Source organism: Halorientalis marina (assembly GCF_023028345.1).
Lineage (GTDB): Archaea > Halobacteriota > Halobacteria > Halobacteriales > Haloarculaceae > Halorientalis > Halorientalis marina.
The window spans coordinates 2,759,123-2,780,679 of the sequence record NZ_CP095487.1 but is presented as its reverse complement, the minus strand read 5'-3'; the positions used below and the strand labels follow the sequence as shown (position 1 = coordinate 2,780,679).

19 protein-coding genes and 1 pseudogene are annotated in these 21,557 nt (G+C 69.7%); 12 read left to right on the top strand and 8 right to left on the bottom strand.

The features are described from left to right. Positions 1-54: 54 nt before the first annotated feature. Entirely contained in the window at positions 55-633 is a 579-nt protein-coding gene (locus MUG96_RS14295; RefSeq protein ID WP_246983790.1) for a halocyanin domain-containing protein, read from the top strand. A 3-nt stretch (positions 634-636) separates the two neighbouring features. Continuing rightward, the gene (locus MUG96_RS14290) at positions 637-1,713 is read left to right on the top strand and encodes a radical SAM protein (RefSeq protein WP_246983789.1); all 1,077 of its coding nucleotides are present in this window, start codon (positions 637-639) and stop codon (positions 1,711-1,713) included. Between the two features lie 24 nt (positions 1,714-1,737). Here the strand turns inward: MUG96_RS14290 and MUG96_RS14285 are convergent, their stop codons facing one another. Beyond that, the gene (locus tag MUG96_RS14285; RefSeq protein ID WP_246983788.1) at positions 1,738-2,379 is read right to left on the bottom strand and encodes a helix-turn-helix domain-containing protein; all 642 of its coding nucleotides are present in this window, start codon (positions 2,377-2,379) and stop codon (positions 1,738-1,740) included. Positions 2,380-2,490: 111 nt separating this feature from the next. Here MUG96_RS14285 and MUG96_RS14280 point away from each other — a divergent pair, with 111 nt between their 5' ends. Continuing rightward, positions 2,491-2,760 carry a DUF2249 domain-containing protein gene (locus MUG96_RS14280; protein WP_246983787.1) on the top strand — a complete coding sequence of 90 codons (270 nt, stop codon included), beginning with the start codon at positions 2,491-2,493 and terminating at the stop codon, positions 2,758-2,760. 69 nt (positions 2,761-2,829) lie between these two features. On the opposite strand, the gene MUG96_RS14275 is transcribed toward MUG96_RS14280, so the two are convergent. The 3 genes from MUG96_RS14275 to MUG96_RS14265 all read right to left on the bottom strand — a co-directional run bounded on the left by MUG96_RS14275 (position 2,830) and on the right by MUG96_RS14265 (position 3,792). Next, positions 2,830-3,129, bottom strand: a complete 300-nt coding sequence (locus MUG96_RS14275; protein ID WP_246983785.1) for a cupin domain-containing protein — start codon at positions 3,127-3,129, stop codon at positions 2,830-2,832. After that, complete coding sequence (locus tag MUG96_RS14270; protein WP_246983783.1) at positions 3,126-3,353, bottom strand: DUF2249 domain-containing protein; 228 nt, start codon at positions 3,351-3,353, stop codon at positions 3,126-3,128. The genes MUG96_RS14275 and MUG96_RS14270 overlap by 4 nt, the downstream gene beginning before the upstream one ends. A 70-nt stretch (positions 3,354-3,423) precedes the next feature. Further along, a complete protein-coding gene (locus MUG96_RS14265; protein WP_246983781.1) occupies positions 3,424-3,792 on the bottom strand; it encodes a cupin domain-containing protein in 369 nt (122 codons plus the stop codon). A gap of 89 nt (positions 3,793-3,881) precedes the next feature. On the opposite strand from MUG96_RS14265, the gene MUG96_RS14260 reads away from it, so the two are divergent. Next, positions 3,882-5,075, top strand: coding sequence for a hypothetical protein (locus tag MUG96_RS14260; RefSeq protein WP_246983779.1), 1,194 nt, complete (start codon positions 3,882-3,884; stop codon positions 5,073-5,075). 21 nt (positions 5,076-5,096) lie between these two features. Here MUG96_RS14260 and MUG96_RS14255 read toward each other — a convergent pair whose 3' ends face one another. Further along, positions 5,097-5,663 (bottom strand): DUF7998 family protein, encoded by a 567-nt coding sequence (locus MUG96_RS14255; protein ID WP_246983777.1) that lies wholly within the window; start codon positions 5,661-5,663, stop codon positions 5,097-5,099. A gap of 210 nt (positions 5,664-5,873) precedes the next feature. Here MUG96_RS14255 and MUG96_RS14250 point away from each other — a divergent pair, with 210 nt between their 5' ends. Both MUG96_RS14250 and MUG96_RS14245 read left to right on the top strand, forming a co-directional pair. Continuing rightward, on the top strand, positions 5,874-7,433 hold the full coding sequence (locus MUG96_RS14250) for a class I adenylate-forming enzyme family protein (RefSeq protein WP_246983775.1): 1,560 nt from the start codon (positions 5,874-5,876) through the stop codon (positions 7,431-7,433). A gap of 164 nt (positions 7,434-7,597) precedes the next feature. Next, positions 7,598-9,340 (top strand): ATP-binding protein, encoded by a 1,743-nt coding sequence (locus tag MUG96_RS14245; RefSeq protein ID WP_246983773.1) that lies wholly within the window; start codon positions 7,598-7,600, stop codon positions 9,338-9,340. Between the two features lie 10 nt (positions 9,341-9,350). On the opposite strand, the gene MUG96_RS14240 is transcribed toward MUG96_RS14245, so the two are convergent. Beyond that, the gene (locus tag MUG96_RS14240; RefSeq protein ID WP_246983771.1) at positions 9,351-11,735 is read right to left on the bottom strand and encodes a hypothetical protein; all 2,385 of its coding nucleotides are present in this window, start codon (positions 11,733-11,735) and stop codon (positions 9,351-9,353) included. A gap of 127 nt (positions 11,736-11,862) precedes the next feature. Next, on the bottom strand, positions 11,863-12,621 hold the full coding sequence (locus tag MUG96_RS14235; protein ID WP_246983769.1) for an SDR family NAD(P)-dependent oxidoreductase: 759 nt from the start codon (positions 12,619-12,621) through the stop codon (positions 11,863-11,865). Positions 12,622-12,702: 81 nt separating this feature from the next. Here MUG96_RS14235 and mutL point away from each other — a divergent pair, with 81 nt between their 5' ends. The 4 genes from mutL (at position 12,703) to MUG96_RS14215 (ending at position 18,756) form a co-directional block, all read left to right on the top strand. After that, entirely contained in the window at positions 12,703-14,928 is a 2,226-nt protein-coding gene (mutL, locus tag MUG96_RS14230; protein WP_246983767.1) for a DNA mismatch repair endonuclease MutL, read from the top strand. A 94-nt stretch (positions 14,929-15,022) separates the two neighbouring features. Next, a complete protein-coding gene (locus MUG96_RS14225) occupies positions 15,023-15,994 on the top strand; it encodes a sugar kinase (protein WP_246983765.1) in 972 nt (323 codons plus the stop codon). Between the two features lie 82 nt (positions 15,995-16,076). Further along, positions 16,077-17,276 carry a peptidase associated/transthyretin-like domain-containing protein gene (locus MUG96_RS14220; protein WP_246983763.1) on the top strand — a complete coding sequence of 400 codons (1,200 nt, stop codon included), beginning with the start codon at positions 16,077-16,079 and terminating at the stop codon, positions 17,274-17,276. Between the two features lie 124 nt (positions 17,277-17,400). Further along, positions 17,401-18,756: an MFS transporter gene (locus MUG96_RS14215; protein ID WP_246983761.1), complete on the top strand. Its 1,356-nt coding sequence runs from the start codon at positions 17,401-17,403 to the stop codon at positions 18,754-18,756. Positions 18,757-18,771: 15 nt separating this feature from the next. Here MUG96_RS14215 and MUG96_RS14210 read toward each other — a convergent pair whose 3' ends face one another. Continuing rightward, positions 18,772-19,545, bottom strand: coding sequence for an SDR family NAD(P)-dependent oxidoreductase (locus tag MUG96_RS14210; protein WP_246983760.1), 774 nt, complete (start codon positions 19,543-19,545; stop codon positions 18,772-18,774). 201 nt (positions 19,546-19,746) lie between these two features. Between MUG96_RS14210 and gfcR the strand changes: the two genes are divergently transcribed. Together gfcR and trmB are read left to right on the top strand one after the other, a co-directional pair. Continuing rightward, complete coding sequence (gfcR, locus tag MUG96_RS14205) at positions 19,747-20,382, top strand: transcriptional regulator GfcR (protein ID WP_246983759.1); 636 nt, start codon at positions 19,747-19,749, stop codon at positions 20,380-20,382. A 112-nt stretch (positions 20,383-20,494) separates the two neighbouring features. Further along, positions 20,495-21,554, top strand: a pseudogene (trmB, locus tag MUG96_RS14200) (HTH-type sugar sensing transcriptional regulator TrmB). Positions 21,555-21,557: the final 3 nt, after the last annotated feature.

Sequence of the window (21,557 nt, the reverse complement as noted above, 5' to 3'; positions counted from 1 at the left end):
CGGCAGGAATCCTGAACGGGGGTATATGCACACGCGACGGAGCGACGAACGCACATGAGCGAGTACAACAGGCGGACGGTGGTTCGTGGACTCGGCGCGCTGACGGTGGCGGGTGCGCTCGCCGGCTGTAGCGGCGGGGGCGGGAACTCGACGCCGGAGAGCGGCGGCAACGGCGGCGGTGACACCACGGAGAGCGGCGGCAACGGCGGCGGTGACACCACGGAGAGCGGCGGCAACGGTGGCGACACCACCGAGAGCGGCGGCGGGAGCATGGAAGTCCCATCCGCGGTCAGCGACTACCTCTCCGATACGAGCAATTTCGACGGCTCGCTGGCGGACATGACCGGCCAGGACAGCGTGACCGTCGAGGTCGGCGCCAGCGGGAACAACGGTAACTTCGCGTACGCGCCGCCGGCCATCGCCGTCGACTCGGGCACGACCGTCACCTGGGAGTGGACCGGGCAGGGCAGTCAACACAACGTCGTCGCCGAGAGCGGCGGTGACTTCGAGAGCGAACTCACCGCCGAGTCCGGCTTCACCTTCGAGCAGACCTTCGACTCCACCGGCGCCGTCACCTACTACTGCACCCCACACGAGGCCCTCGGGATGAAAGGTGCCGTCGTCGTCAGGTAGGCCATGCGACCCACAGCCAACCGGACCGAACGGCCGGTCGTGTTCATCTGGGAGGTCACGCAGGCCTGTGACCTGGCCTGCGAACACTGCCGGGCGGACGCGGAGCCCGCCCGCCACCCCGACGAACTGACGACGGCCGAGGGGAAAGCCCTCCTGGCGGACGTCAGCGAGTTCGGCGAGAACCAGCTGGTCGTCCTCTCGGGCGGTGACCCCTGCAAGCGGCCCGACCTCACCGACCTCGTGGCCCACGGCGACGACCTCGGGCTCTCGATGTCGCTGACCCCGAGCGGCACGTCCTCGCTCACTCGGGCGACGCTCGACGACCTCGCGGACGCCGGCCTGCGGCGGATCGCGCTCTCGCTCGACGGCGGCGACGCCGCGGCCCACGACAGTTTCCGCGGCGAGGGCGGGAGCTTCGACGAGACGCTGCGGGCGGCGGAGGCGGCCACGGACGCCGGCCTCCCGCTCCAGATAAACACGACCGTCTGTGCGGAGACGGTCACACAACTGCCGGCGATCCGCGAGCGGGTCCGCGAGCTGGGGGCCGTCCTCTGGAGCGTGTTCTTCCTCGTCCCGGTCGGCCGCGGCCGCGTCCTCGATCCGGTCGCGCCCGAACGGACCGACGACGTGATGGCCTGGCTCGCCGACGTCGCCGACGAGGAACCCTTCGGCGTCAAGACGACCGAGGCGCCCCACTATCGGCGCGTGAAGCTCCAGCAGGGGGACGACGACCCCGGTGGGGACGCACTGAAGCGGCGCGGCGGCGTCATCGCCGGCGACGGCTTCGCGTTCGTCAGCCACACCGGCGACATCTACCCCTCCGGCTTCCTCCCGAAGTCGGCCGGGAACGTCCGCGAGGAGGACGTCGTGAACGTGTACCGCGACCACGAGCTGTTCGAGCGGCTCCGCGACCGCGACGAACTCGGCGGGAAGTGCGGCGCCTGCGAGTTCCGCCACGTCTGCGGCGGGAGCCGCTCGCGGGCCTACGCCCACACCGGCGACCCGCTCGCGGCCGACCCGCTCTGCCCGTACGTGCCCGACGGGTACGAGGCCGACGACGGGGGCGTCGACGCGGACTGACGCGTTCGTTCTCGCCGAAACAGTTCAGATGTCCTCTTCGAGTTCGGCGACGAACTCGGAGATGATGGCGCTCTCGGCGCGGTGGAGCGTCTCGCTGACGGTCGATTTCGCCATGTCGAGGTGGTCGGCGATGTCGGTCAGTGAGCACTCCCGCGGCGTGTCGTAGTACCCGCGTTCGACAGCCGTCAACACGAGGTCGCGCTGGCTGTCGGTCAGTAACTGCTCGGTCGACTTGACGCCCCGACGGATGTACTCGACGTCGAAGCGCATCCCGAACTGTTCGAGTTGCGTACCGAAATCGGAGAGCCGGTCCTGCGTGGCAGTGACCTCGACGGTCGCCTCGCCGTCCACGATCTCGATGGGCGGCTCCAGCGGCACGCCGGACTCCTGGACCGAAAACAGGAGCAGCGGCTCGCTCGTCTCGAACTCGATCACCATCCGGTCGTCGGACTCGGCGAGCACGTCCACCGTCAGGACCGCGTCCCGTGCGTTCATTTCCTCGATCACCGCACCGAGGTCCGGCCCGATCAACTCCACGAGGCCGACACCCGTCTCCGCCATCGGGAGCGCCGCCAGGACCCGGAAGGTCACCGACGGCTGTGCCCGCGACAGCGCGCCGATCCAGGCCGACTCCGGCAGCGACACGCGCAGTTTCGCTCGTGGCATCGATCTATCCAACAGGCGCCACGGCAAGGTGCGTGGTCGCGAACATGTTCGACCTCACGTCCGAACGCGTTCGGGGAAACGTTTGGGGTCGTCTCGACCGAACCCACCGGTATGTCCTCGACGGCCGACCACGAACGGCAGGCGCTCGACGCGGTGGAGCTGTCGGTCGACGGCCCGACCGAGCGGATGGACGTGCGGGACCTCGGGCCGCCGAAACCGCTGAAGAACACGCTCGAACGGCTGGTCGAACTCGACGACGACACGGTGCTCGTCCAGGTCAACGACCGGGCACCGCAACACCTCTACCCGAAACTGGACGACCGGGGCTACGAGTACGAGACGGTGGCGGTCGACGACGCCGTCGTGACCGTCATCCGGTGAGGGCGGCGGCGAGAACGAGGGGGGTCGAAGGTCGGACAGCCACCGGCCGCGCCGTGACCGTCCCGCTTTTCAGTCGCTCCGTTCCGCCAGCACCAGCAGTGCATCGGCGTCGGTGACTGCCTTCGGCGAGATCTCGCTCCGGCCGTCGAAGTGGGCCACGTCGCCGGCTTCGAGGTCGTGCGTCTCGTCGTCGAGGTCGAGTTCGACCCGGCCCGAGCGCAGGGAGAACACGATCTCGCGCTCGGGGTGGGTGTGCGGGTCGACGCGCTCGCCCGCGTCGAGCGAGAGTTTGATGACTCGCGGTTCGGCGTCGGGGAACGCCACCGCGTGCGGTGCCGCGTCCAGGTCGTCGAAGGCGACCCGGTTCATCGCTTGGGGAACTCCGCGACGAACCGTTCCTCGCCCTCCTGTTCCACGCTGTAGCCGTCCGCGTCGAAGGCGTCGACCTCGGCGTCCATCTCGTAGTAGAGCGGCTTCGGGTCGTGGTCGTTGATCAACACGAGCGTCTCGCCGGTGTCCATGTCCGCAAAGGAGTTCATAATCCTCGGGTGGCGCTCCTTGGGCGGCAGGTCACGGACGTCGAGTTCAGGCATACACCGACCGTTCACACTCCACGCTCCTCGAACCTTCCCCGAATATGTTCGCCTGGGGTCGTCGGCTCCGTCAGGGTTCGAAGGTTCCCTCGCGGAGGCCGCGCCGCACCGGGTCGTGTTCGGCGTCGGTCGGTGGCGGTGCGGTGACGAGGACGGCTTCCAGTCGTTCGTCGCCGGCCTTCACGCCGCGGTCGGTCCCGGCGGGGACGGTGACGACCGACCCGGACTCGACGGGGTGGTCGGTGTCGCCGTCGCGGACGATTCCCTCGCCCGACTGGACGACGACGGTCACGTCGCTGTCGGGGGCGTGGACCGGGATGAACTGCCCCGGCTCGAAGTAGCCACAGACGGTCTTCGATTGCTCCGTGCGATGCACCTCGCGGGCGACGAATTGCCCGTCGTCGTAGGTCCGCTCGGCGTCCACATCGGTGGCTGGCATACGTGGTCGGAGGCCGCGCCCGCGTCAACCCCTTGCCCCGAACTTGTTCGTGACCGGTGCTTTTCGGTCGGGCCGTGTTACGCCGGCACATGGCAACGGCGAGCGAAGCGATCTCGCGGTGGACACGCGGATTCGTCGCCACAGGAGTGCTGTGGTTCGTCGTCTGGCAGGCCGCCGTCGTCGCCGGCCTCGGCCGTCGGGTCACGGTCGCCCTCGCCCTCTACGGCTTCGTCCTCCACGTCGTCTTCGGGAAGGCCTACTCGCTCGTGCCCTCGTACTTCGACCGCGACCTGCGCCCGGCACGGGGGCCGACGGTCCACCTTCCCTGTGCGCTCGTCGGCACCGCCGCCCTCGCCGCGGGCGCACTCGCCGGCGTGCCCCCGGTCGTCCGGACGGTCGGTGCCCTCCTGTGGGCCGCCGGCGTCGCCGTCTTTCTCCTCACTGTCGGCTGGACGGTCCGTGACAACCTCATCGGGGCGGAGACCGGGACCGGTGACCACAACGCCCATCGCCGGCCCGTCGACCGCGTCGCGAACCTGGGGGTCCCGGTCGTCCTCCTCTATCTCGCGGTCGGCGCGTACGTGACCGTCGCTGCGACGACGCCGCTGCCCGCCCCCGTCGACGGCTATCCGCCGCGAGTCTCGCACCTGCTCGCGGCCGGCGTCGCCGCGCTCCTGCTGGTCGCCGTCGGCTTCCGCCTCCTGCCGCGTTTTCTCGTCGCCACGGTCCCGACCGCGCTCGCGGTCGTCGCCGTCCCCGCCGCCGCGCTCGGCCCCGTGCTGATCGCGGTCGGCCTCCCCGCCGGCCCCGTCCTGCACGCCGGCGCGGGCCTGGAGACCCTCGGCATCGGCGCCTTCGCCGTCGCCTACTGGGTCGCCTTCGCCCGGAGCGACCGCTCGCGGATCGGCTTCTACGGCGTCCTCGCCGGGACCCTCGCGGGCGTCGCCGTCGTCGGCCTCGGCCTGACCTTCGCCGTCGCCGGCCCCCGCCCGGGTCTCGTCGCGCTGCACTACCGGCTGGCACTGCTCGGCTTCCTCGGCCTCTCCATCGTCGGCGTCACCTACCAGTTCTACCCGCCCTCCGTTTGTCGGTTCCCGCTCGCCGGCGACCGGTTCGCGGCCGCCGTCCTCGTGGCCGTCGTCCTCGGCCTCGCCCTGGAAGCCCTCTCGCTCGCTCTCGGCCGCCCGCCGCTGTCGCTCGCCGGCCGGGCGCTCGCCGCCCTCGCCGCCGTCGGCTACGCGTACCTGCTGCTCGGCCTGTTCGTCCAGCGGTGGCGGGACTGACGCGGGGACGAGTGCCTCCGGTCAGAACGGTGCGTCGGGTTCCTTGTCGTAGCCCCGTTCGGTGGGGACGCCGGCCTCGGGGCCGCTCGGCCGCGGGTCCGGGACCTCGCCGCTGTCCTCGAAGCTCTCCTGGAGCGCCCGGAGTTCGCCGTTGATGCGGTGGCTCTCGTGGTGCATCGGGTCGACACGAACCCACACGGCGTCGTAGTCGTGACGCTCGCGCAGGCCGTTCCACGCGCGGAAGGCGCCCTTCGTCAGCGTGTCGCTCTGCGGGCAGAACTCCGTCGTCGGCGTGAACTCCGCGAGCAGGACGCCCTCCTCGTCGGCCGCCTCGGCGTAGCGAAAGCCCGCGTCCGGGTGGCGCTGGTCGAGGTTCAGGCGCGCGAGGTTGTACCCGAAGGTGATGTCGTAGACGCCCCGCTCCTCGAACAGTTCGCGAGTCAGTTCGTGGAAGTCGAGGTGGTCGTCGCCGGCCAGAATTTCGTTCCCACGAAGGAATTCACCGGGTTCGGGGACGTGCTCGGGGACGAACTCGTCGTAGTCGTCGAAGCCCTCGTCGTCGTTACCGCGGATCGACGGGATGTTCATGTGAGTCGGTACGGCCTCACCCCGCCAGTCAGTCCTGCCGAACGTGTTCGCACTCACCCGGGCGTGCCCGTCAGGTCGCGCACCAGGCCCGAGTCGTGGAGACTCCCGGCCACGTCCGGGTCCGCAACGCTCGCGACAGTTTCCCGGATACCCTCCCAGGACCCGGACCACCCTCAACATTCAAATCAGTGGGCACTGATAGCGAATGTCATGCACGTCGACGACCTCGGCGACGACCCGCTGACCGGGAACGCGGCGGGTCTCCACGACCGCACCGCGGAGTTACACGGCGACCACACCGCCATCGAGGCGGGTGGCGAGGAGATCACGCACGCGGAACTGAACGCGCGGGCGGCGGCCTTCGCGGGCGGCCTCCACGACCTCGGCCTCGACGAGGACGACCGGATCGTCCTCTATCACCCGAACAGGCCCGAGTACATCGTCAGCGTCCTCGGTGGGCTGAAGGCCGGAACGCCGATCTCGTTCATGAACCCCCAGTACAAGCCACGGGAGATGGTCTACCAGCTGGAGGACACGGACGCCGACGCCGTTATCACCCACTGGATGCTCCGGAACAACGTCAGCGAGGCCCTGGACGAGGCCGACGTGGACCCGCTCGTCGTCACCTCCGGCGACCGCGAGGAAGTCCCCGAGGGGGATACCCACTTCGAGGACGTGGCCGGGGAGCCGACCCGCGTCGAGCGCGCGGCCGACGACGTCGCGCTCCAGCCCTACACCTCGGGGACGACCGGCCGACCCAAGGGCGTCCTGCTCACCCACAAGAACGTCCGAACGCAGGGCATCGACGGCCTGAACGGCGAACTCCCGCCCGAGGAGACCAAGAGCCTCGTCCAACTGCCCCTCTATCACATCACGGGGTTCACCCACTGCACGTGGGTTCCGCTGGTGTACGGCGGAACGGTCTACCTCCGGAGTCCGGCTCGCTGGCAGGCGGAGACGGCGATGCAGACCATCGAGGACCTCGGCATCACCCACTTCGTCGGCGTCACCGCGATGTACGTCGACATGGTCAACGACGAGAGCTTCGGGGAGTACGACCTGACGAGCCTGGAGATCGCCGGCGAGGGCGGGGCGAAGATGGCCGTCGCCGTCCAGCGTGAGTTCGAGTCGACCGCCGGCGTCGACATCACGGAGGGGTACGGTCTGACCGAGACGAACGGTGCGACCCACTCCGAACAGGAGGCGGTCTTCGGCGCCCGCGAGGGGACCGTCGGCCAGCCGCTCCGCATCACCGACTCGAAGATCGTCGACGAGCACGGCGAGGAGGTCCAGCCCGGCGAGGAGGGCGAACTGCTCGTCCGCGGCCCGCAGGTGATGAAGGGCTACCACGATATGCCCGACGCGACCGCGCGGGCGTTCACCGAACGCGGCTACTTCCGCACCGGCGACATCGCTCGCCGAGACGCCGACAACTACTACGAGATCGTCGACCGGAAGAAACACGTCATCGTCTCCGCGGGCTACAACATCTACCCCAGCGAGATCGAGGAGCTGCTGACCGAACACGACGCCGTCGCGGAAGCTGCCGTCGTGGGCATCCCCGACGAGCGCCGCAACGAAGTCCCGAAGGCCTTCGTCGTCCCCGTGCCCGACGCAGAACCCGGAGAGGACGTGACCGCCGAGGACATCACGCAGTTCGCCCTTGACCGCATCGCCGAGTACAAACACCCCCGCGAGGTGGAGTTCATCGACGACCTGCCCCGCACCGCTAGCGGGAAGATTCAGAAGTTCAAGCTCACCGAGGAGTAAATTTTACTCCTCGCTGCCTTTTGCCGGTTTGACGCCGTTGGTACACATTCCCGACGAATTTGGTACGGAGTTCGGACAACCCTCTTGATGGTGTCCCCGAGTCACACTGTCATGGTCGCGAACAGGTTCGGTCGCGACGGCAACGGGACAGTGGAGGGAGCAACATGGAACACGTACTGACGGCGATTCGGCTGGTACTGATCGGCGCGGGACTGTCACTGCTGAGCATGGCGGTCTGGGTCCGGCGGACGGAGAGCGGCAGCGCGACGCGGCCGTTCGTCCGCCTGCTCGCCGTCGTCGGTCTCCTCGCGGTCGCCGACGGGGTCGTCGCGCCGAACATCGCGGGGCTCTCGCTCGTGTGGGCGCTCGCGTACACGCTCATCCCGGTCGCGTTCGTGGCCTTCGTCGTGGAGTACTACGGCCTGCCGTACCTCGCGACGACGGGACAGCGACTGGCCTTCCTCGCCCCGGTCGCGGCCGGCATCGCCGGGAGCGCCTTCGTCGTCTTCTCCCCTGCGATGGCGACGGCGAGCGTGATGGGCGGCGGGGCGATGGCCGGCTCGCCGACCTACCCGGGGTTCGTCTACGAGGCCGCCAGCCTGGCCGACAGCCTCGCCATCTTCTACGCCGCGGGCCTCGTCGTCGCGGCGACGGGGCTCCTCCTGCGGACCTGCCGACGCTACGCGCACCTCGATACGACGCTCGGGGTCGCGCTGTCGTTCGTGGCCCTCTGGCCGTGGCTCTGTTACCTCGCGACCGCGGCGGTCTTCGACGCCGTCCCGGCGACGGCGTTCCTCGGCGCGACGGCGGGCGGCTACGCCATCAGCGCCCTCTCCGCGGGGTTCGTCGTCTCGACCGGGCGGCTGTTCGAGGCGACGCCCGCGGCCGGCACCCTCGGCCCGGAGACGGTCCTCGACGACCTCGCCGACCCCGTGTTCGTCGTCGACCGCCAGGACCGGGTCGTCCGGCTCAACGACAGCGCCGCCGAGACGTTCGATACGTCGCCCGAGGCGGCCGTGACCGAACCGTTCGCGGCGGTCGTGGGCGCCGACGTCGACGAGTTCGTTGGCGGTGGCTGTCTCGAACTGGCAGTCGGCGGCGGGACCCGTCACTTCGAGGGCGCGGTCGCACCCGTCGAGGACCGCCACGGCCGGACGCCCGGCCGCGCCGTCGTGGTCCGGGACGTGACTCGCCGGCGCCTCCGCGGGCAGCGGCTGACCGTCCTCAACCGCGTCCTCCGGCACAACCTCCGCAACCGGATGACGAGCATCATCGGCCGCGCCGAACTGCTGACCGACGCCGACCGGGACGAGGACGAACTCGCCGAGGGCATCCTGACGACCGCCGACGACCTCGTGACCCTCGGGGAGCGCGCCCGCGAGGTCGAGCAGATCATGTCCGTGACGCCACGCGCCGGCGAGGCGACGCGCCTCGCGACGGTCGTCGAGTCCGTTATCGAGACCGTCGGCGCCGCGTTCCCGGCCGTCGCTATCCGGACCGACGTGGACCCGACGCTGACGGTACCCGTCGACGAGCGCATCCTGGAACCGGTCCTGCGGAACCTCGTCGAGAACGCGGCCGAACACAACGACGCCGAGACGCCGACCGTCGACGTGACGGCCGACGTGGACCCGGACCGGCCGGACGCCGTCGCCGTGACCGTCGCGGACAACGGCCCCGGTATCCCCGAACGGGAGCGGGCCGTCATCCGGGACGGCGAGGAGTCGCCGCTGGAACACGGGAGCGGCCTGGGCCTCTGGGCGGTCTACTGGGGCGTCACGAGAACCGGCGGCGACCTCTCGTTCGTGGCCGAGGAGCCCGGGGGCGCACGCGTCGTCGTGCGTCTCCCGCGTGGGGCCTCGGAAGTCGCGACCGCCGATCCCTCGGCGGTCGCAGAGGCGGACTGAGAGAGCGGTCTCAGTCGTGCGCTCCCGCACTCGCTCCCGGTCGCGGCCGCGGCGGGCGCTCGCGCGTCTCGCCGGTCGCGTTCTCGATGTCGCTCACCTCGACGGTGATCGCCATCGAGTCGGGCACGGTGTAGGGGATGCCCCGCTCGTCGACGACCCAGTCGATGCCGAACGTGACCGTGTTGGTCGTGTTCGCGTCGGGGTCGATCTCCCGGGGTTCGGCACCCACGCCGAGCGTGCCGAGCGTGATCGTGCCGTTGGCCGTGTCGCCGCCGAGGGAACTCGCCCCGGCTTCCGCGTAGTCCGGTCCGCGGCCCGCGCTCCCGCTCGACCGCGTGCCGTTGATCTCGACGCCGAGGTTCAGATCGACCAGCGGCTGGCCGCTCACGTTGGCGCTCATCGACGCCGCGGCGACCCCGTGGGTCACGCCCGAGACGGTGATGTTGCGCTCGGTCTCGTTACCGACCGACACCTCGACGGGTTCGTCGCCGATGGAGACCGAGAGCGGCCGGCGCTCGGTCGTCCCGACGACGACCCGCGTCGTCTCGGAGTCGCCGACCTCGCTGGTGTCGGCACCGCCGATTCGCACGTCGTACATTCCGGGGTCGAGGGCGGTGACCGACGCGTCCACCTCCATCTCCTCGCCCGATTCGATCAGCGCGACCGGGACGCCGTTCACCGTCGTCGTCCCGGTGAAGCCGTCGGCGCCGCCGAGGAACTCCTCTAGCGTCGACTCGGACACCGCGTCGCCGCGGAACCGACTGACGCTGACCTGCGCGACGTAGTCACGCCGCGAGGAGTCCCACGTCAGGGTCGCCGTCTCCTCGCCGGCCGCGCGGTCGACGAACTGCCCCTCCTCGGAGCCGCGACTGTAACTGTAGATGTCGTGGCTCTGCAGCTCGAAGCTCGCGTCCTCGCGACCGCTCGTGGTGACGACCGACCCGCTCTCGACGAGGACCGGCTCGTCGTCGATCTCGACGACGTATCGCCCCTCCGCGAGCGACGCCGTCTCGACGATCGCTCGGCCGTTGCGGTCGAGCGTCACGTGCCGGGCGACGTGGGGCTCGAAGTCGTCGTACTCGCCGGGCAGCGAGACGATTTCGACCGTCTCCCCGGCCCGTCGCGGGCTCTGAAGCAGGAGGTTCTGCCCGCGGTAGCTGGTGTCGCCGGAGTCGATGCCGGCGTCGGCTTCCAGTTCGGCGCTCGCGTCCGGGTCGGGGCTCGGAAGCGCGACCGTACGGACACCGCTCTCCAGGGTCCGCCGACTCCGCTCCGTCAGGCCCGCGAGCGTGAGCCGGTCACCGGGGCCGGGCGTGACGGTGGCCTGCAGGAAGCCGGGCACGCTGGTCCGGTACTGGACGGCCCCGTCGAAGCCGACGCCGGTGAGCGTCGTCTCGGTCGGCCCCGTCCGGGCGAACGCCTCGCCGCCGACGAGGACGAACCCGTCGTCCGTCCGTAGCACGTCGCTGATACGGTTCTCGCTGGTGCTCCCGACGACGCGGGTCCAGCGAACCGTGTCGTCGGGGCCGACGCCGACGGCGACCGGGCTGGTCGTGCCGCCGAAGCCGCTGCCGGACCCGACCAGGACGACGCCCCCGTCCGGCGTCGGGACGGCGTCGGCGACGTCTCCGATTTCGGTGCTCGGGAACGTCGTGTTGGACTGGACCGTCCCGGCCTCGTCGATCCGCATGAGCCACGGTGACTCGAAGTCGACCGTCCCCGAGAGGAGGTAACCGTCGTCGACCGCGTCGACGGAGACCCGGTCGGGTCTGACGTCGTAGCTCTCGGTCCAGTCCCGGTCACCGTCCGGGCCGTACCGGAACAGTTCGAGTCCGTCCCGCGTCCGGTTGGCGACGATGATACCGCTGTCGGTAGCCGTCAGCGGCTGTCGGTTGTTCAGTGTCCCGGACGGCAACGGCTCGCGCCACTGGACCGTCCCGCCGGCACTGACCCGCATGAGCGTCGCGTTCGGTGGCGAGTAACCCCCCGAGCGGTTGTACGAGATCTGGACGCCGTACACACCGCCGTTGGGTCCGGGCTCGACGGCCATGAACACGCTCGTGGTGTTGGAGCCGCCGACGGGGAACGTCCGCGTCCACGCCGACGAACCGTCGGGTGCCTGCTTGATCAGCGTCGCGCTCCCGCCGGCACCGCCCGTCGCCGGACTGAAGTTGCCGGAGATACCGGCGAGGTACAGCGAGCCGTCATCGGCCCGCGTGAGCGCGACGAATCCGGTGTTGTTGAACGTCTGATTCGAGTCGGACTGGGCGACAGTCCGAACGTCCGATGCAGTCGTGGCCGTCCCGTCGGCTGCTGCTGGCGCCGCCATGGCGGCGGCCCCGAGACAGAGCAGGGCGACGAGACAGCAGTAGGGGACCAATCGCTGTCTCCGCATGCGTGCAATCGGTTAGCGGTCTCCCATATCTAGCTTGTGATTTCGTCACGTAGGCGGCGCTACCGGGCGCAGCGACGCCGACCGCCGCGAACGGTCGGGGTGACGGTGAGCGGTCAGTGGCCGCCGATCACGAGATCGAGTACCCGCCGTCGATCACGAGCGCGTGGCCGGTGATCCAGTCGGCCTCGTCGGAGGCGAGAAACAGCATCGCGTTCGCCACGTCCTCCGGTTCGCCGAGCCGGCGGAGCGGATACTGCTTCGCCATCTCCGCTTTCGTCTCCTCCCAGTTGCCCTGGCCGAAGTCCTCGCGGGGCATCGGCGTGTCGGTCACGCCGGGACAGACCGCGTTCGCGCGGACGCCGTGGGGGCCGAGTTCGGCCGCGATGGAGCGTGTGAAGTTCACGACCGCACCCTTCGAGAGCGAGTACGCCGACAGTTTCGGCGCGCCGATGACGCCCGCCAGCGACGCGGTGTTGACGATGGCACCCGAGCCCTGTTCCTTGAGGTGGGGGATGGCGGCGCGACAGCCGTTCCAGACCCCCTTGACGTTGATGTCGATGACACGGTCGCGGAGGTCGTCCTCGATGGTCTCCATGTCGGTGCGGCCGTGGCTGATGCCGGCGTTGTTCAGCACGATGTCGAGCCCGTGCTCCTCGACGGTCGCGTCGACGGCCGCGGCGAACGCCTCGCGGTCGCGCACGTCGAGTTCGTGGGTCGTCACCTCGCCGCCAGCGTCGGCGACGCGGTCGGCCGTCTCGTCGAGGCCGTCCGTGTCGATGTCCGCCGCGACGATGGTCGCTCCTTCCGCCGCGAACCGTTCGGCGGCGGCCCGGCCGAGGCCGGACCCCGCGCCGGTGATGAACGCCGTCTCGTTTTCGAGTCGCATACCGGCCCCTGTGGCGGGGGGCATATAACTTTCACCGCGGCGTCGGCACCCTCAAGTGCGTAAGCCCCCCAGGGGCGAGCAATGAGCGAGGACGGTCGGATCAGGGAACTCGACCAGCAGACCGTCGAGCGCATCGCCGCGGGGGAGGTGGTCGAGCGGCCAGCCTCGGTCGTCAAGGAACTCGTCGAGAACAGTCTCGACGCCGACGCCGACCGCGTCGCGGTGGCCGTCGAGGCCGGCGGCAAGGAGGCCATCCGCATCACCGACGACGGGGTCGGCATGACCGAATCCGAGGTCCGGCGGGCCGTCGAGGAACACACCACCTCGAAGATACGGAATATCGGCGACCTCGAATCCGGCGTGGGCACGCTTGGCTTCCGCGGCGAGGCCCTGCACGCCATCGGTGCGGTCTCGCGGCTGACGATCACGACGCGACCCCGCGACGATGCGACGGCCGGAACCGACGGGACCGACGGCGGAGCGACCCACGGCACCGAACTCCGCGTCGAGGGCGGCGAGGTGACGAGCGTCGAACCCGCGGGCCGTCCGCCGGGCACGACTATCGAGGTCGCGGACCTCTTCTACAACGTCCCCGCCAGGCGGAAGTACCTCAAGCAGGACGGGACGGAGTTCGCCCACGTCAACGACATCGTGACGAGCTACGCCCTCGCGAACCCGGACGTGGCCGTCTCGCTGGACCACGACGGCCGCGAGACCTTCGCCACGACCGGGCAGGGCGACCTGCAGAGCGCTGTCATGGCCGTCTACGGCCGTGACGTGGCGAAAGCGATGATCGAGGTGGGTACCGACGAGCAAGGAACCGACGAGCAGGGGGGCGGCGAACTCCCCGACGGCCCGCTCGACGGCGTTTCGGGCCTGGTCAGCCACCCCGAGACCAACCGCGCGAGCAACGAATACGTCACGACCTACGTCAACGGCCGATACGTGCGCTCGTCGACGGTCCGGGACGCCGTCGTCGACGCCTACGGCGGCCAGCTCGCGGCCGACCGCTATCCCTTCGCCGTCTGCTTCCTCGACATCCCCGGCGACACCGTGGACGTGAACGTCCATCCCCGGAAGATGGAGGTCCGCTTCGCCGACCCGGAGGGCGTCCGCGAGCAGGTCAGGTCCGCCGTGGAGGACGCGCTCCTCCGCGAGGGGCTGGTCCGCTCGTCGGCCCCACGCGGCCGCTCCGCGCTGGACCAGACCGAAATCACGCCGACTCGTGACGACCCGGGGGCCTCGGGGCGGTCCGCCGACGACGCGGCGGCGGCCGACGAGGGCCGCGCCGGTGACGCGGCGGCGGACGAACGGCAGGCCGGTGACGCGACGGCGGACGAACGGCAGGCCGGTGACGCGACGGGACGCGCCGCGGAGACGCCGCCAGCGCCACCGACCGACGAGGGCGACCCCATCGGCCCCGACGACATCCGGGAGACGGGACCGGCCGGGGACCGACAGCCCGATTCGGCGGCGTCGACGAGCGGTGCTGACGACGCGGCGACGCACACGAGCGACGCGGAACCGGACGCGGGCGGTGCGGGGCGGACCAGCGAGGACACGGCCGACGCGGGCACGGCTCCCGACGGCGCGGCGGACCCGCACACGCGCCGGTTCCGGACGGGGACGGAGCAGGCGCGGCTCGGGACGGGCGCAGCGGAAACGGATGGGGCCGCCGGCGAGCGGGAGTCGTTCGAGCGACTGCCGACGATGCGCGTGCTGGGCCAGTTGGACGACACCTACGTCGTGGCCGAGACGGCCGACGGGCTCGTGTTGATCGACCAGCACGCGGCCGACGAGCGGATCAACTACGAGCGCCTCCGCGAGCGGTTCGCCGGCGAGACGGCCGCGCAGGCGCTCGCAGAGCCGGTCGAACTCTCCCTGACCGCGCGGGAAGCGGCGCTGTTCGAGGAGTACGAGGACGCCCTGGCACGGCTCGGCTTCCGGGCCGAGCGGACCGACGACCGGACCGTCGCGGTGCGGACGGTTCCCGAACTCGTCGCGGAGGCGGCGGGGCCGGACCTCGTCCGGGACGTCCTCTCGGCGTTCGTCACGGGGGAGGCGGCGGCCGCGGAGACGGTCGACGCGGTCGCGGACGACCTGCTCGCGGACATGGCCTGCTACCCCTCAATCACGGGCAACACGTCGCTGACGGAGGGGACGGTCGTCGATCTGCTCGCCAGCCTCGACGAGTGTGCGAACCCCTGGGCCTGTCCGCACGGCCGTCCGGTCGTGATCGAGTTCGACCGCGACGAGATCGAGGCCCGCTTCGAGCGGGACTACCCCGGCCACGGAGGGAGCAACTGACGGCAGCAACCGGCCGCAAGCGTGCGGTTCCCGGTGGTGTTCGCGGGCTGAAACGACCGGACCAACTAAACCCCCGCCGTACGAGGCCGCGTGTATGACGGATCTGGTGACGTTCGGCGAGACAGCACTGCGGTTGTCACCGCCGCGGGACAGCCGGCTGGAGACGGTCGACACGTTCGACGCCTGGGCCGCAGGGGCTGCGAGCAGCGTCGCCGTGGCGGCGAGTCGACTCGGGACGGACACGACTTGGACCTCGAAGATGGCCGACACCCCGCTGGGCAGGCGCGTCGTCGGCGAGCTCCGGAGCCACGGCCTGACGACCGCCGTGACGTGGACGGAAGGTGGCGACTACCGCCAGGGGCTGACCTTCTACGAGGGCGGCGAGACACCCCGCGAGAACGTGGTCATCGACGACCGCCACGGAACGGCCATCGAGACGGTCGAGCCGGGTGATCTCCCGATGGAGCGCATCCAGGACGCCGAAGCGGTGTTCCTGAGCGGCGAGACGCTGGCGCTGTCCGAGACCGTCGTGGACACGGCAAACGCCGTCCTCAGAGCGTCCGGCGGCACCTCCGTCCTCGGGATGGACTACCGGCCCGACCTCTGGGACAGGGACGAGGCACGCGAGACGCTCGAAGCGGTGTTCCCGGCCGTCGACGTGCTGGTCGTGAACGACGACGACGCCGGCAGGGTCCTGAAAAAGCAGGGCAAGCCCCGGGAGATCGCCCACGCGGTCGCCTCGGAGTACGACTTCGAGACGGTCGTCATCACGCGGGGCGAACACGGGGCGCTCGCGTGGCACGACGCGACGATTCACGAGCGCGAGGCCGTCGAGACGACGGGCGTCGACCGGACCGGGCAACACGACGCCTTCACCGGGGCATTCCTCGGCCGCCGTCTCGCCGGCGAGAGTATCGGGACGGCGCTGTCACACGGCGTCGCGGCGGCCGCACTCGCGCGGACGATTCCCGGGCCGGTCCCGACGATCAGTCCCGACGAGGTCGAGTCCACGGCGGCCGACATCGGCGGGAGTTCCCCCGGCGCCCCGAGCGGCGGCATCCGGTAGTCGACGGATACCGGCGTAGTCGTTTCTTACTGCCTGCGGACTGCCGACAGAGGTTTATCACTGCTTGCCGAGTTATCACTGTATGAGACGGACAACCGTCGTGTGTGTCGCGGTCGTCGTGGCGGTCGCGGCGGTACCGATGCCGACCGCAGCACAGAGCGAGCAGGTAACTCTCACGGTGACGGTGGCTAACCAGGCGGACGAGCGCGTCGGCGGGGCGACGATCAGGGCCTCCTGGGACGGTGGGAACACCACGGAGACGACGCGCTCGAACGGGCAGGCACTCATCGACGTGCCGCGGGGGGCGGAAGTGGAACTCGATGTCACGAGCGACCAGTACGTCAGGAACCAGCCCTACGTCATCGAGAGCGCCGAGGGCCAGCGCGTCGAGATCGGCGTCGCACAGAAGGGTTCGGCGACGGTCACCGTCTTCGATACGGACGGCGACCGGCTAAGCAACGCCGTCGTTCGCCTGTGGCAGAGCGGGACACCGGTCGTCAACGCCCGGACCGACGAGAACGGGATGCTGGAGACGCCCACCGTCGAACAGGGCGAGTACCGCCTCGTCGTCTTCCGTGAAGGGTACTTCCGGAACCGGACGGACCTGCAGGTCGACGGCGATGTCAGCGAGTCGATGCAGATCGAGTCCGGGTCGGTCTCGGTGACCTTCGACGTGACCGACGACCGCTTCGATTCGCCACGGCCGGTACAGGACGCACGCATCTCCATCGAGGGGATCACGAGCGGGCTCTCGACCCTGCAGAACGGCGAGACCTCGACCACCGTGCCGGTCAACGACAACTACGACGTGACCGTCACCAAGGAGAACTACACCGAGGCGTCCCGGACGGTCAGGGTCGACGAACAGCCCAAAACGGTGAACTTCTCGATCAATCGCGCTCCGGAACTCAACATCACGCCCTCGGCCGACCGCGTGGTCACCGGCGAACCGGTCAGTGTCCGCATCACGAACGAGTACGGGAACCCCATCTCGGACGTGAGCGTGACGCTCGACGGGAACACGGTCGGTGAGACGGACGGCGAGGGACGGCTCACGTTCACGGTCGAAGGGGAGGGCGAACACACCATCGCGGCCTCCCACGAGGGTATGAGCACCGAGTACACGATTCAGGGCTTCAGCGGGACGACGGCGACCGCGACCGAGACGAGTACGGCCGCGGAGACGACCGAACCCTCTAACGGCTTCGGTCCCGGGTTCGGCCTCCCGGCGCTCCTGGCGGCAGTGCTCGCGCTCGCCCTCATCGCGCGCCGTCGGGACTGACTCGGGGGGCCGCCGGGCTGACGCACGAAGCCGACGGCCCGACGCGCCCGTCTCGATAGCACTCCGGAGCGCTCCGGAGTCGCCGGAAGCCCGATTTAATTGCGACCGCTCACAAGGGGGGCGTATGGCCGACGCCGACGCGACGGCCGAGGAGGCGACCGCCGACGCCGCGCCGAGCGCACGCGCGACGCTCCGGCAGTTCTTCGCGCTCGAACGCGACGTGCTCGTCCTCTCGCTGTCGATGTTCGCCTTCTCGCTGGGCTTCCAGATGACGGGGCGGTACCTCCCGCGGTACATGAGCCTGCTCGGCGCCGGCGGCGTCGCAATCGGCCTCTACGGGAGCGTCGGCAACCTCGTCAGCGCCGTCTACCCCTATCCCGGCGGCGCGCTCTCCGACCGCATCGGCTCCCGGATCGCCCTGACGGCCTTTGGGCTGGCCTCGACGGTCGGCTTCCTCGTCTGGCTGTTCGCCCCCGTCTTCGGCGTCGTGACCCTGCCCGGGTTCACCGTCGGCCCGGTCGACGTCGACGGCGTCGTCCTCCCCATCGGCGTCTTCCTGGGCCTCTTTCTCGCCCAGGCCTGGAAGTCGTTCGGGCTGGGTGCGACCTTCGCTATCGTCAAACAGAGCGTCGTCCCCTCGCGGCTGGCGACCGGTTTCGCCAGCACCGAGACCGTTCGCCGGCTGGCCTTCCTCGTCGGCCCCCTGCTCGCCGCGGCGCTGATCGCCGCCTTCGGGTTCGCGCAGGGCTTCGAGTACGTCCTCGCGGTCGCGGCCGTCTTCGGCCTCGTCGCGACCGTCGCCCAGCATCTCCTCTACGACGCGAGCGACGACACCGTCGGTGACTCCTTCGAAGGTGTCGGCCAGGTCGTCGCGGACCTGCGGGCGATGCCCGACGAACTCCCGCCCCTGCTCGTGGGGGACACGCTCGTCCGCTTCGCGAACGGGATGGTCTACGTCTTCTTCGTCATCGTCGTCACCGAGTTCCTGGCAGTGGGAGTGACCCTCCCGGTCGTGGGCCGGCTCTCGCCCGACGCTTTCTTCGGCGTCCTGCTGGGCGTCGAGATGGTGATCGCGCTGGCGAGCATGGTCCCCGTCGCGAAACTGGCCGAGCGCGTGGGGCTGAAGCCCGTCGTCGCCATCGGGTTCGCCGTCTACGCCGTCTTCCCGGTCCTGCTGATCAACGCTCCCGCGGACCCGCTCGTCGTCGCCGCGCTCTTTGCCTTCTCGGGACTGCGCTTCGCTGGCCTCCCCGCCCACAAAGCCTTGATCGTCGGCCCGGCAGAGCGCGACGCCGGCGGGCGCGTCACCGGCGCGTACTACCTCCTCAGAAACACCGTCACGATACCGAGCGCGCTGCTCGGTGGGTGGCTCTACGACGCGTATTCGCCGGAACTGGCGTTCGGACTGGCGACCGCCGTGGGTGTGGTGGGCGTCGTCGTCTTCCTCGCGTTCGGAGAAGAGTTTGCGGCGTATCAGTGAGCGGGGGCGACCGAATTACCCGCCGCCGGCGGCCCGGTAGCCGCCGTCGATGACGAGCCCTTCGCCGGTGATCCAGGAGGCGTCGTCGGAGGCGAGAAAGCAGATGGCGTCGGCGATCTCCTCGGCCTCGCCGAGGCGGCCCAGCGGGTAGCCGGAGACGAGGTCCTCGCGGGCCTGCTCGGGGTCGTCGTAGGCCGCGAGCATCGTCTGGACCATCTGGGTGTCGGTGAAGCCGGGACAGACCGTGTTCGCCCGGACGTCGTAGTGGCCGACCTCGGCGGCGATGGCGCGGGTCATGTTCAGGACCGCGCCCTTGGTCAGCGAGTAGGCGGCCTGTCGCGGCAGGCCGAAGATCGACGCGAGCGAGCCGACGTTGACGATGGCGCCGGACTCCTGTTCTTTCATGACCGGCAGGGCGGCCTTACAGCCGTTCCAGACGCCCTTGATGTTCACGTCGATGACGTAGTCCCGGGTCGTCTCGGTCACGTCGTCCATGAACTGTGGCGGGTGGCCCGTTCCCGCGTTGTTGATCATGACGTCGAGGCCGGACTCCTCGGCGACGGCCTGGACCATCGCGTCGAACTCCTCGGCTTCGGTCACGTCGAGGCGGTGGGCCTCGCCGCTCCCGTTGTCGAGGTCCTCGATCTGCGCGACGGTCTCCTCCGCCCCCTCCTCGTCGATGTCGGTGACGATCACGTGGCCGCCCTCCTCGGCGCACTGGAGCGCGGTCGCCCGGCCGATGCCGGACCCCGCTCCCGTGACGAACACTGTCTTGTCTTCGAATCGCATACCCGGACAGAGCGACCCCGGCATCTTAAATCCACCAGAAGTGTCTACCAGAGTTAGCGAACGAGGGAGTATAGCTACCGAAGTTAGGGAGATCTGGTGGAATACCGTACAGCTGAAATTCGGTGTCGGGTCTGACGGGGCCGCCGCGGTCGCGGCGCGAGCCCCAAACCGCTTTTATTACGGCGTGTCAAGGACGGGGATATGAAGAACATCGACGATCTGATGACGAGCGCCGCGGAGCTGGCGGACCGCGGGCTCTCGAAGGGGGAGATCGCGGACGAGCTGAACGTTTCTCGCGAGACTGCCAGTTGGCTGGTCGAGCGCAGCGGGAAGAGCACGGCGGCAGTCGCCCAGGAGGGTCCCGGCGGCCCGGAGGACATCCACGTCGACTGGAACGCCATCGGCCGTGACTCGAATCGGCTCGGCCACGTCGGCTCGGCGATGGCCGACCTCCTCTCGAAACAGGGCGAGGAGGTGGACCTCACCATCGGAATCGAGAAGGCCGGCGCGCCGCTGGCGACGACGGTCGCGCGCGAACTCGACACCGACCTCGGGACCTACGCCCCTCGAAAACACCAGTGGGACGACGACGACATGGACGACCTCGGCGGGACCTTCTCGCGGAACTTCGCCCAGATTCGCGACCGCGAGTGCTACGTCGTCGACGACACCATCACCAGCGGGACGACGATGACCGAGACGGTCCAGGCCATCCGCGACCAGGGCGGCGAGCCCGTGGCCTGTGTCGTCCTCGTCGACAAACAGGGGACCGACGAGATCGAGGGCGTCCCCGTCTACTCGCTCGTGCAGGTCATCCGCGTCGGCAACGACGACTGAGACAGTCAGCCGCGTCGGCAACGACGACTGAGACGGTCACCCGCGTCCGTCCCCAGCGGGAGGACGCTCCGAATGAAAGCACTCATTGCGCTCGTCACGCCACACGTCCCTAATGAGCGAGGACGCGGGATTGCACGCAGCACTCGAACGTGTCGCCGAGCGGTTCGACTTCGGGGAGTACGAAGCGAAAGCCTACCTCACGATCCTCAAACACGGCCAGTTGACCGCCTCGGAGATCGCCGAGCGCACCGACATCCCACAGCCGCGCGTCTACGACACCGTCCGCAGTCTCGCGGACAACGGGTTAGTCGAACTCCAGGAGACCCGGCCGATGCGCGTCCTCGCCGTCGACCCCCGGGAGGGGTTCGACGACCTCCAGTCCTCGCTCGACTCGCTCGTCGAGGACCTCACCGACACCTACACGGCACCTGCCCGCGACGCCGAGGCCGTCTCGCTCATCAAGTCCCGCTCGACCATCCTCCGCTATCTGGAGGAGGTCATCACCTCCGCCGAGTACGAACTCCTCCTCTCGCTGTCGCCCGACCTCCTCGACCGATTCGAGGACGAACTCGTCGAACAGCACGAGTCCGGCGTCGCAATCGAACTCCTGCTCTCGCCCGCCCGCGAGGTTCCCGACCCCGAGGAGTTCGACTACCTGAACGTCGCCTCGACGGTCCGGGCCCGCAGGGGAATCACCACCCCCATCGTCGCCGTCGGTGACGGCGAGTTCTCCGTCTACGCCACCCAGGAAGCCCTCCAGGGCGACCGCGACCGCTACGGCGTCATCTTCAACCGCTCCGAACTGGGCTTTCTCGTGTCCGGCTTCCTCAACACCGTCCTCTGGACGACGGCCGAGCCCATCGTCGAGAACGCCACCGACCGCCCGTTCCCCCGGCGGTACGCCACCATTCGCCGGTGCATTTCCGACCTCCAGCGCGCCGACGGCGAGGACTTCTACGCCGCCATCGAGGGCCGGGACGTGGTCTCCGGCGAACGCGAACTCGTCGAGGGGCGCATCGACGGAGGCCACCTTCGGCAGCGCCCGGCAGAAAGCGACCCTGCTCGTCGAGACCGACGACGGCGTCGTCGAGGTGGGCGGCCAGGTCGCCGCCCTCGAAGACGTGGAGGCCCACGAAATCCGCATCGGCGAGGGGAGCGTTCCGAGCGGGTGACTG